Genomic DNA, 10,651 nt, shown 5'->3' on the forward strand with positions numbered 1-10,651 from the left:
AGGGCCCGAACCCGGGCAGTTCGTCGCGGCCAACCCCGATGCCGCGCGGGCCGCGCTCAACGCGCGTCCGTTGACCGTTCGCATCGGCTACCAGAGCCCCAACGCGCGGCTTGCGGCGACCGTGGGCACCATCGCCAAGGCGTGTGCGCCCGCCGGCATCACCGTCGAGGACGCTGCGAGCGACACCGTGGGCCCACTGTCGTTGCGTAACAACGAGATCGACGTGCTGTTGGCCAGCACGGGCGGCGCTGCGGGCAGCGGATCGACCGGATCGTCGGCTATGGACGCCTACCAGTTCCACACCGGGAACGGCAACAACCTGCCGCGCTACTCCAACCCGCAGGTCGACCGGGCCATCTCGGCCATGGCCATCACCAACGACCCGAAGGAACTGGCAAGACTGCTCGGCGAGGGCGGGCCGGTGCTGTGGGGCGACATGCCGACGCTGCCGCTGTACCGGCAGCAGCGCACGGTGCTGACATCGAAGAAGATGTTCGCTGTGAGCAGTAATCCGACCCGGTGGGGCGCGGGGTGGAACATGGACCGTTGGGTGCTCGACCGGTGAACGCCGGTACCGAGGAGATCTCGGCGCTGATCGCGCGGATGATGCGCCAGGTGCCCGATTTCCCCGAACCCGGCGTCGCCTTCAAGGACCTCACCCCGTTGCTGGCCGACGCGCATGCGCTGGCCGCCGTCACCGATGCCCTCGCCGAGTCCGCCCGTGGCGCCGACTTGGTGGCCGGGATCGACGCGCGGGGCTTCCTGCTCGGCGCGGCGGTCGCATTGCGCCTGGGCACAGGCGTATTGGCGATCCGCAAGGGCGGCAAGCTGCCGCCGCCGGTGCTCAGCGAGACCTACGCGCTCGAATACGGCACCGCGACGCTGGAGATCCCGGCCGACGGCATCGACCTCGGCGGCCGCGACATCCTGATCATCGACGATGTGCTGGCCACCGGCGGCACCGCGGCCGCCGCCGTCAAGCTGCTGCAGCACGCGGGTGCGACGGTGACGGGCGCCGCGGTCCTGCTCGAGTTGACCGCGCTGCGCGGCCGTGAGGCGCTGGAACCGCTGCCGGTCACGTCGCTGCACCGGGTCTGAGGGATATCCTCGAAGGCGCGTACTGCGGCGGCGCATCGGGCGCTCGCGAAAACGGGACCGGGGAGGTGACCATGGCCGAAGAACCCCGCACGGGTCAGGCCGTGCAGTCGCCGCCGGCGGGCGCGCAGATCCCCGAAACACAGCCGCTGGAGACGCCGAAGGCGTCGGCGAGCGCGTCGCGCCGGGTACGGGCCCGGTTGGCCCGCCGGATGACATCGCAGCGCAGCGCGATCAACCCGGTGCTCGAGCCGTTGGTGGCCGTCCACAAGGAGATCTACCCGAAGGCCAATCTGCAGCTGTTGCAGCGTGCTTACGAGGTGGCCGAGCAGCGGCACGCTGATCAGCTGCGCCGCTCGGGTGACCCCTACATCACGCATCCGTTGGCGGTGGCCAACATCCTGGCCGAGCTCGGCATGGACACCACCACGCTGATCGCGGCGCTGCTGCACGACACCGTCGAGGACACCGGGTACACGCTCGAGGCGCTGACCGAGGAGTTCGGCACCGAGGTCGGTCATCTCGTCGACGGGGTCACCAAGCTGGACAAGGTCGCGCTGGGCACCGCCGCGGAGGGCGAGACCATCCGCAAGATGATCATCGCGATGGCGCGCGACGCCCGCGTGCTGGTGATCAAGGTGGCCGACCGGCTGCACAACATGCGCACGATGCGGTTCCTGCCGCCGGAGAAGCAGCAGCGCAAGGCCCGCGAGACCCTGGAAGTCATTGCCCCGCTTGCGCATCGGTTGGGCATGGCGACGGTCAAATGGGAGCTCGAGGATCTCGCGTTCGCGATCCTGCACCCGAAGAAGTACGAGGAGATCGTGCGGCTGGTCGCCGACCGCGCGCCGTCCCGCGACACCTACCTGGCCAAGGTGCGCGCCGAGATCAACTCGACGCTCACTGCGTCGAAGATCAACGCGATCGTGGAGGGCCGGCCCAAGCACTACTGGTCGATCTACCAGAAGATGATCGTAAAGGGTCGCGACTTCGACGACATCCACGACCTCGTCGGCGTGCGCATCCTGTGCGACGAAATACGGGACTGTTACGCGGCTTTGGGCGTCGTGCACTCGCTGTGGCAGCCGATGGCGGGTCGGTTCAAGGACTACATCGCCCAGCCGCGGTACGGCGTGTACCAGTCCCTGCACACGACGGTCGTCGGGCCCGAGGGCAAACCGCTGGAAGTGCAGATCCGCACCCACGACATGCACAAGACCGCCGAGCTGGGGATCGCCGCGCACTGGCGCTACAAGGAGACCAAGGGCCGCAACGTCCCCAACCAGCACTCGTCGACCGAGATCGACGACATGGCCTGGATGCGGCAGCTTCTCGACTGGCAGCGAGAGGCCGCCGACCCCGGCGAGTTCCTGGAATCGCTGCGCTACGACCTTGCGGTGCAGGAGATCTTCGTGTTCACGCCCAAGGGTGACGTGATCACGCTGCCCACCGGGTCGACCCCGGTCGACTTCGCGTACGCGGTGCACACCGAGGTCGGTCACCGCTGCATCGGCGCTCGGGTGAACGGGCGCCTCGTGGCGCTGGAGCGCAAGCTCGAAAACGGCGAAGTGGTCGAGGTTTTCACATCCAAGGCGCCGAACGCCGGGCCGTCGCGCGACTGGCAGACCTTCGTGGTCTCGCCACGGGCGAAGGCCAAGATCCGGCAGTGGTTCGCCAAGGAACGCCGCGAGGAGGCGCTCGAGGCCGGCAAGGACGCGATCGCGCGTGAGGTCCGCCGCGGCGGACTTCCGTTGCAGCGCTTGATGAATGCCGAATCGATGGGTGCGCTGGCCCGCGAACTGCGGTACGTCGACGTCTCGGCGCTCTACACCGCGGTGGGCGAGGGGCACGTGTCGGCGCGGCACGTGGTGCAGCGACTCGTCGCTCAGGTCGGTGGGGACGAGGAGGCCTCCGACGAACTCGCCGAGCGCTCCACGCCCGCGACCATGCCGGTGCGTCAACGCACCAGCGACGACGTCGGAGTCTCCGTGCCGGGCGCTCCGGGTGTGCTGACCAAGCTCGCCAAGTGCTGCACGCCGGTGCCGGGCGACAACATCATGGGTTTCGTCACGCGTGGCGGAGGGGTCAGCGTGCACCGCACCGACTGCACGAACGCCTCGTCGTTGCAACAGCAGTCGGAGCGCATCATCGACGTGAAGTGGGCGCCGTCGCCGTCGTCGGTGTTCCTGGTCGCCATCCAGGTCGAGGCGCTCGACCGGCACCGGTTGCTGTCGGATGTCACGCGGGTGCTGGCCGACGAGAAGGTCAACATCCTGTCCGCGTCGGTGACGACGTCTAACGACCGGGTGGCGATCAGCCGGTTCACGTTCGAGATGGGCGACCCGAAGCATCTCGGCCACGTGCTCAACGTGGTGCGCAACGTGGAGGGCGTGTACGACGTCTACCGGGTGACGTCCGCGGCGTGAGCCGCAATCGGGCAGAAGCGGCGTGAGCCGCCGGCAAATACCGCTGAACCGCGTCAATTTTTGCCGGGTCTGACATACTGCGACGATGCGGGCCGCGGTACTCGTCGTTCTGGTCTCCCTCGGAGTCGTTCTGGTGGGGTGCGGGTCCACGATCAAGCCGGAAGGCGCCGCGAAATCCATCGTCGACCTCGTGTCTGAGCAGACCGGCTTCAAACCGACCGACGTGAAGTGCCCCGAGGGCGTCGAGGCCAAAGAAGGCGCGAAGTTCGAGTGCAAGTTCACTGGACCCGAGGGCGCCGAGTACACCGCGAACATGCGGGTGACCAAGGTCGAGGGCGACGACGTCGAGTTCTACATCGAGACCGCGCCGACGAAGTAGCGGGTCAATCCAGGCGGATCGATTCGATCCGCACGTCGGTCGCCGGCTTTCCGTCGTCGCTGCCGTCGGCGACACCCTTGGCCGCGATCTTGTCCAGCGTCGCCAGGCCGGTCGCGTCGATCGTGCCGAACACCGTGTACGTCGGCGGTAGCTCGGAGTCCGCGTAGACGAGGAAGAACTGGCTGCCGTTGGTGCCGACGCCCGCGTTGGCCATCGCCAGCGTCCCGCGCGGATAGCGGACGGGTGAGCGCAGCGCCGGGTCGCTCAACCGGTACTGGTTGGTCGGGTACTCGTTCGGGAACTGGTACCCGGGTCCGCCGGTGCCGGTGCCGCTGGGGTCGCCGCACTGCAGGACGCCGAGGGTGTCGTCGGTGGTCAGGCGGTGGCACGTGGTGCCGTCGTAGAAGCCCTGCTGGGCGAGGCTGGCGAAGTTGTTCACCGTGCACGGGGATTTGGCGTTGTCCAGCTGCAGGCCGATGTTGCCCTGGTTGGTGGCCAGGCTGGCGCTGACGCGCCCCGGATCGGTCGGCACGCGGCCGGTGCGCGGCGGCTTGGCCGGCTTGCTCGATGGCTCTGACGTTCGCGGGTACTGGCAGTTCGAGCCGAGCGTGGCGGGCGGCTTGAACTCGGGCAGCTCGTCGGTGGGCAATCCCGGCGTGGCGGTGACGTCGACCATGCCGTCGAGCCTTTCGAGGTCGCGGCCCACCGCCGCGAGGAAGACGACGCCGACGACGACGATCAGCACCGTCAGGACCGTCACCAGGTATCCGATGACCAGCCCCGCGATCGCGATCCCGCGGCCCTCCTCGCCGGACTTCTTGATCTGCGACAGCGAGAGATGACCGAACACGATGCCCAGCGGCGCGAAGACGAACGCGCACACCAGTGCGGCGATGGCCAGCGTGTTGGTCTGCCTCGGCGGCGGATAGCCGTAGGGGTACTGCGCCGGATAGCCGTACGGCGGTTGGGGACCGCCGTACGGCGGAGGCGCGGTCACGGCGTCAGTCCAGCAGGATCGACTTCACCGTGACCGGGGTGGCCGGTGCGCCGTCCTGGCCGCCACCCTCGATCCCGCCCTGCGCGATCTTGTCCAGCGTGGCCAGTCCGGTGTCGTCGACGCGGCCGAACACGGTGTAGTTCGGCGGCAGCTTCGAGTCCTGGTACACGAGGAAGAACTGGCTGCCGTTGGTGTTCGGACCGGCGTTCGCCATGGCCAGCGTGCCGCGCGGATAGGTGACCGGTTCCTGCAGCTTCGGGTCGTCGGGCTGGTACTGGTTGGTCGGATACTCGTTGGCGAACGAGTACCCCGGGGTACCGGTGCCCTTGCCGGTCGGGTCGCCGCACTGCAGCACCTTCAGCGAATCGGCGGTGGTCAGCCGGTGGCACGGGGTGTTGTCGAAGTAGCCCTGCTGGGCGAGGCTGGCGAAGCTGTTCACCGTGCACGGCGCCTTGCCGTTGTCGAGGAGCAGGCCGATGTTGCCCTGGTCGGTGGACATGCTGGCGCTGACCTCGGCGGGGTCGGTGGGTACCTTGCCGGCGCGCGGCGGGTTGACCTGCTTGGCGGCCTTTTCCGCCGACGCCGGGTACTCGCAGTTCTCGCCGAGTCCGGCCGGTGCGGCGAACGCCGGCAGCGCTCCGGGCTCCGTCGGTGCGGCCGACGTGGGGGAGGAGGTCTCGGTGGCGGCTGCGGTCTGGCCGTCAGAGTCGTCGTCCTTGGTGATGACGATGGTCGCGACCACGGCGGCGATCACCACGATCGCGGCGGCGACCGAGCCGATGATCGTGTACAGACGCCGCTTGCGTGCCTTTTCCGCGCGGCGTTCCAGCTGCCGCTCGAGCTTGCGCTTCGCCGTCGCCCGCCGCTGTTCGTTGGTCGGCACCGGTGATGACCTCCTCTTGTCAATCGATCGGGAACGAGTGTGCCAGGCATTGCTGAGTGTGGCGCCGCGACCCACGCCAACCGGTGGTGGGAAACTGGACGACGTGTTCATCACCGGGTTTGCCGCCGGCATGCTGGCGTGCAACTGCTACGTGCTGGCCCCGCGGGCCGGGGCCGACGCCATCGTCGTCGATCCCGGGCAGCGGGCGATGGGGCCGTTGCGCCGGATCCTCGACGAGCACCGCCTGACACCGGCGGCGGTGTTGTTGACGCACGGCCACATCGACCACATCTGGTCGGCGCAGAAGGTGGCGGACATGTACGGCTGCCCGGCGTTCATTCATCCCGAGGACCGTTTCATGCTGACGGACCCGATCAAGGACTTCGGTCGGGGCTTTCTCGGGGGGCTGGCCAGCTCCGCGTTCGGTGTGTTGTTCCGCGAGCCCAAGCAGGTCGTCGAGCTCGACAAGGACGGCGACAAGGTGGAGCTGGGTGGTGTCACCGTCACCGTCGACCACACGCCCGGGCACACCCGGGGGTCGGTGGTGTTCCGCGTCGAGGAGGGCATCGGGTCGGGGCCCGGCTCGATCGCGTTCACCGGCGATACCCTGTTCCGGCAGTCGGTGGGGCGTACGGACCTGCCGGGCGGCAGCGGTCGGGACCTGCTCGGCTCGATCGTCAACAAACTGTTGGTGCTCGACGACGACACCGTGGTACTACCGGGACACGGCCCGAAGTCCACGATCGGCGTCGAACGCCGCACCAACCCGTTCCTCGAAGGCTTGACCTAGTGAGCTTCAGTGAGTGATTTTCAGGCGCCCAAGGGCGTCCCGGACTACCTGCCGCCGGACTCGGCGCAATTCGTCGGCGTGCGCGATGGCCTGCTCGACACCGCGCGCCGGGCCGGCTACGGCGACGTCGAACTGCCGATCTTCGAGGACACCGCGCTCTTCGCCCGCGGCGTCGGCGAGTCGACCGACGTGGTGTCCAAAGAGATGTACACGTTCTTCGACCGCGGTGACCGGTCGGTCACGTTGCGGCCCGAGGGCACCGCGGGGGTGATGCGCGCCGTCATCGAGCACGGCCTGGACCGCGGCCCGCTGCCGGTCAAACTGTGCTACTCCGGGCCCTTCTTCCGCTACGAACGTCCGCAGGCCGGTCGCTATCGTCAGCTGCAGCAGGTGGGGGTGGAGGCCATCGGCGTCGACGACCCCGCCCTGGACGCCGAGGTGATCGCGGTCGCCGATGCGGGCTTCCGGTCGCTGGGGCTCGACGGGTTCCGGCTGGAGATCACCTCGCTGGGCGACGAGACCTGCCGTCCGCAGTACCGGGAACTGTTGCAGGACTTCCTGTTCAAGCTTGACCTCGACGAGGAGACACGGCGGCGCGCCGAGATCAACCCGCTGCGGGTGCTCGACGACAAGCGACCCAAGATGCGCGAGATGACCGGCGACGCGCCGGTGATGCTCGATCACCTCTCGGATGTCGCCAAACAGCACTTCGACACCGTGCTGGCGCATCTCGACGCGTTGGAGGTGCCTTACGTCATCAACCCGCGGATGGTGCGGGGCCTGGACTACTACACGAAGACGACGTTCGAGTTCGTGCACGATGGCCTTGGCGCGCAATCGGGGATCGGCGGCGGTGGTCGCTACGACGGGCTGATGGCGCAGCTCGGCGGAAAAGATCTGTCCGGCATAGGTTTTGGGCTCGGCGTGGATCGGACGCTGCTGGCGTTGAAGGCCGAGGGCAAGACCGTTGGCGGGACCGCTCGCGTTGACGTCTTCGGTGTCCCGCTGGGGGAGCAGGCCAAATTGACGCTGTCGGTGCTGGGCGCGCGGCTGCGGGCGGCGGGTGTGCGCGTGGACCTGGCCTACGGCGACCGCGGCGTCAAGGGCGCAATGCGTGCCGCGGACCGTTCGGGTGCGGCGCTCGCGATGGTGGCCGGCGATCGTGACATCGAAGCGGGCACGATCGGCGTGAAGAACCTCGCGACCGGGCAGCAGACAGACATCCCGGTCGATGACGTGCTGACCGAAGTGCTGACGCGCCTCAACCGCGCCTAGTCCTGTCCTTGTTTGCGAGTGCTCAGATGCCGTGGACGGCAGCGCCGAGCACCCGGTCGATAGCGCCGACACCGCCACTGAACACGTTGCCGCGCAAGAGGATTCGCGTCGATGACGGAGCGCTCACCACCAGCGTCGACGTCAGCAACCGCGACCTGCGCTCGAACCGCACCTCGTCCAGCGGGGCCACGATCTCACCCGCGCCGTCGCGGTAGACCTGGTGCCGCCGGTCGAAGACCGCCACCGGCCGGTATGCGCTCAACGGCGCCATCCGCATGCTCCGCAGCGCTGCGCCGCCGCGGAGCAACGCCCTGAACGCCACTCCACCGACGACGAACAGCGCCGCGCCGATCGCCGCCGAGGGCCACACCGTCGAATACGCAAACGCGTAATAGACCGACACGATGCCGAACCCGCCGAAGATCAGCGACGCCATCGTCAAGAGCAGCACGGTCATCTCCGTCGGCGCCCGTCCGCGGTCGATCACCAGAATCTCGGGTCCCCGCTCGGCCACCACCACAGGGCCCTGATCCGCCAGCGGTATGGGCTCGAGCGGTGCGCTCACGCAGAGCCGCGGGCGACCGAGTTCAGGAGTTCGTCGATATGCCCGACCCCACCGTCGAACGGGTTACCGCGTTTGAGCGTCTTCGTACCGCCGGGTGTGACGGCGACGAGTTTCGTTGAGCTGGAACCGATCTGGAACTTGCGTGCGAAGCGCACCTGATCCAGCTGCACCAGGGCGCCGCCGCGGTAGCTGAACAGTCCGAGCTTGCGATCCAGCACCGCGGCCGGCCGGCAATCGTGCAGCGGTCGGGTGCGATACCGCCGGACCTTGCGGAGGACGAAGAACGCGGCCACCGCCAGCGCCGCGCCGACGGCCAGGAAGACGGCGCCCAGCGCCCGCGATGGGACACCGCCGATCAGCGCGACCAGCCCGAATCCCGCGACGACGAGCGTCAGCACGCCGACGACGAACGCCAGCACCGTCAGGTGCCCTGTCCCGCGGTCCACAACCAGCACTCGGCGTCCGTCGTCGGTGACGACAAGACCGCCGGTGTCGGCGAGTACCTGTGCTCCCGAAGCTGTATCCACGGGTGCACTGTGCCACTTCGGCGGGCGCGAGCGTGCGTGAACTGTCGGAATTTCGCGGCGTGTCGTGTGCAAACACGCGCGCTCGCGCAACCGGTTAAATGGCCATGGCGGCGCGGACGTCGGCTTCCGACGAGGAGCCGCCCGTGCCGTCGGATGTCACGCGGCCGGCTTCGAGCACGTAGTAGTGCTGCGAGGACTCCAGCGCGAAACCGATGTGTTGTTCGACGAGCAGCACCCCCAGGTCGCCCCGCTCGGTCAGCGACGTGATCGCCGCTTCGATCTCGGCGACGACCGACGGCTGGATGCCCTCCGTGGGTTCGTCGAGGATCAGGCACTTCGGCGTCGTGATCAGCGCGCGGGCGATCGCCAACTGCTGGCGTTGACCACCCGACAGCAGACCGGCGCGCCGGGTCAACAACTCCTTCAAAGCGGGGAACAGGTCGAGATGCTCGTCGATGAGCCGCTTGCCGTTCTTGCGTCCGTCCGCGACGACTTGCAGATTCTCCATCGTGGTCAGCTGGCCGAACGACTGCTGGCCCTGCGGTACATAGGCCAACCCGCGCGCGACGCGTGCGCTCGGCCGCAGCTTGGTGATGTCCTCACCGTCGAAGAGCACCTTGCCCGCACTGCATTTGAGCAACCCGACCGCAGCGCGCAGCAGCGTGGTCTTGCCCGCACCGTTGTGGCCCATCACCGCGGCCACCCCGTCTTCGGGCACGTCGACGCTGACCCCGTGGATCACCTCCGAACGGCCGTAGCCGCAGCGCACGTCGACCAGTGACAGCATCTATGACTCCTCGATCATCTCGGCGGGCACATCGGCGGTGCCTGCTGCTGCGGTGCCGAGGTAGACCTCCTGCACCTTGGGATTGGCCTGCACGTCGGCGACCGATCCCTCGGCGATCACCTGGCCGCGGGCGAGCACGGTCACCGATGTGGCGAACGCCCGCATGAAGTCCATGTCGTGTTCGACGACCACGACGGTGCGCTGGGCACCGATGCGGCGCAACAGGTTTCCCGTCTCCTCGCGCTCCTCGTGGCTCATGCCTGCGACGGGTTCGTCGAGCAGCAGCACGTCGGCGTTCTGCACCAGCAGCATGCCGATCTCCAGCCACTGCTTCTGCCCGTGGGCGAGCACCCCGGCCGGTCTGTCGGCCAGATCGGCCAGCCCGATGGTGTCGAGCGCCTCCTCGATCGCGGGCAGCACGCCCTTGCGCCGGCGCAGCAGCGTCCACGCCGACCGTCCCGCACCCGCGGCGATGTCGAGGTTCTGCAGCACGCTCAGCTGCTCGAACACGCTGGCCGTCTGGAATGTGCGCCCGACGCCGAGGCGGGCGATCTGGTGCACCTTGCGACCGAGCAGTTCGACGCCGGACTTGTTGACCGACCCGGTGGCGTTCACCAGGCCGGTGATCGCGTCGATCACCGTGGTCTTGCCCGCGCCGTTGGGCCCGATCAGGAATCGCAGGCGGACCTCGACACCGAGAAGGTGGGCGCAGCAACATGACCCAGGTGGAGCCGGTCGCCGGCGGCAACGTCGGCATGGGCACCGAATATCTCGAAGTGCGCGGACTCACCGTCGATTTCGACGGTTTCAAAGCGGTCAGCGATGTCGACCTGACCCTGTTCCAGGGTGACCTGCGATTCCTGATCGGGCCCAACGGCGCGGGCAAGACCACGGTGATCGACGCGATCACCGGCCTGGTGAACGCCA

At 68.2% G+C, this 10,651-nt stretch carries 11 protein-coding genes and 2 pseudogenes; 7 read left to right on the top strand and 6 right to left on the bottom strand.

Annotation, left to right across the window (positions count from 1 at the left end; translation table 11 throughout):
• From A5698_RS27615 to A5698_RS27630, 4 genes and pseudogenes are all read left to right on the top strand, one after another.
• Window positions 1–565: pseudogene (locus tag A5698_RS27615) on the top strand (ABC transporter substrate-binding protein); the annotation flags it as partial.
• Window positions 562–1,098: an adenine phosphoribosyltransferase gene (locus A5698_RS27620; protein WP_286144642.1), complete on the top strand. Its 537-nt coding sequence runs from the start codon at window positions 562–564 to the stop codon at window positions 1,096–1,098. The pseudogene A5698_RS27615 and the gene A5698_RS27620, both read left to right, overlap by 4 nt.
• Window positions 1,099–1,169: 71 nt before the next feature.
• Window positions 1,170–3,521 (top strand): RelA/SpoT family protein, encoded by a 2,352-nt coding sequence (locus A5698_RS27625; RefSeq protein ID WP_068303756.1) that lies wholly within the window; start codon window positions 1,170–1,172, stop codon window positions 3,519–3,521.
• Between the two features lie 85 nt (window positions 3,522–3,606).
• Window positions 3,607–3,900: a DUF4333 domain-containing protein gene (locus tag A5698_RS27630; RefSeq protein WP_068303742.1), complete on the top strand. Its 294-nt coding sequence runs from the start codon at window positions 3,607–3,609 to the stop codon at window positions 3,898–3,900.
• A 4-nt stretch (window positions 3,901–3,904) separates the two neighbouring features.
• Here A5698_RS27630 and A5698_RS27635 read toward each other — a convergent pair whose 3' ends face one another.
• Both A5698_RS27635 and A5698_RS27640 read right to left on the bottom strand, forming a co-directional pair.
• Entirely contained in the window at window positions 3,905–4,897 is a 993-nt protein-coding gene (locus A5698_RS27635) for a peptidylprolyl isomerase (protein WP_068303745.1), read from the bottom strand.
• A 4-nt stretch (window positions 4,898–4,901) separates the two neighbouring features.
• The gene (locus tag A5698_RS27640; protein WP_068303748.1) at window positions 4,902–5,780 is read right to left on the bottom strand and encodes a peptidylprolyl isomerase; all 879 of its coding nucleotides are present in this window, start codon (window positions 5,778–5,780) and stop codon (window positions 4,902–4,904) included.
• A gap of 103 nt (window positions 5,781–5,883) precedes the next feature.
• Between A5698_RS27640 and A5698_RS27645 the strand changes: the two genes are divergently transcribed.
• On the top strand, window positions 5,884–6,570 hold the full coding sequence (locus A5698_RS27645) for an MBL fold metallo-hydrolase (protein WP_067084185.1): 687 nt from the start codon (window positions 5,884–5,886) through the stop codon (window positions 6,568–6,570).
• A gap of 9 nt (window positions 6,571–6,579) precedes the next feature.
• Window positions 6,580–7,845 (top strand): histidine--tRNA ligase, encoded by a 1,266-nt coding sequence (gene hisS / locus A5698_RS27650; protein ID WP_068303751.1) that lies wholly within the window; start codon window positions 6,580–6,582, stop codon window positions 7,843–7,845.
• Window positions 7,846–7,867: 22 nt separating this feature from the next.
• On the opposite strand, the gene A5698_RS28315 is transcribed toward hisS, so the two are convergent.
• The 4 genes and pseudogenes from A5698_RS28315 to A5698_RS27670 form a co-directional block, all read right to left on the bottom strand.
• Entirely contained in the window at window positions 7,868–8,410 is a 543-nt protein-coding gene (locus A5698_RS28315; RefSeq protein WP_084792657.1) for a hypothetical protein, read from the bottom strand.
• The gene (locus A5698_RS29205) at window positions 8,407–8,937 is read right to left on the bottom strand and encodes a hypothetical protein (RefSeq protein WP_197506916.1); all 531 of its coding nucleotides are present in this window, start codon (window positions 8,935–8,937) and stop codon (window positions 8,407–8,409) included. The genes A5698_RS28315 and A5698_RS29205 overlap by 4 nt, the downstream gene beginning before the upstream one ends.
• A 94-nt stretch (window positions 8,938–9,031) precedes the next feature.
• The gene (urtE, locus tag A5698_RS27665; protein WP_068303754.1) at window positions 9,032–9,724 is read right to left on the bottom strand and encodes an urea ABC transporter ATP-binding subunit UrtE; all 693 of its coding nucleotides are present in this window, start codon (window positions 9,722–9,724) and stop codon (window positions 9,032–9,034) included.
• A pseudogene (locus A5698_RS27670) lies at window positions 9,725–10,405 on the bottom strand (ABC transporter ATP-binding protein); the annotation flags it as partial.
• Window positions 10,406–10,440: 35 nt separating this feature from the next.
• Here A5698_RS27670 and A5698_RS27675 point away from each other — a divergent pair.
• Window positions 10,441–10,651, top strand: a 211-nt coding sequence (locus A5698_RS27675) for an ATP-binding cassette domain-containing protein (RefSeq protein ID WP_156670813.1), incomplete at its 3' end; no start/stop codon positions are given.

This window comes from Mycobacterium sp. E136 (assembly GCF_001666865.1).
Lineage (GTDB): Bacteria > Actinomycetota > Actinomycetes > Mycobacteriales > Mycobacteriaceae > Mycobacterium.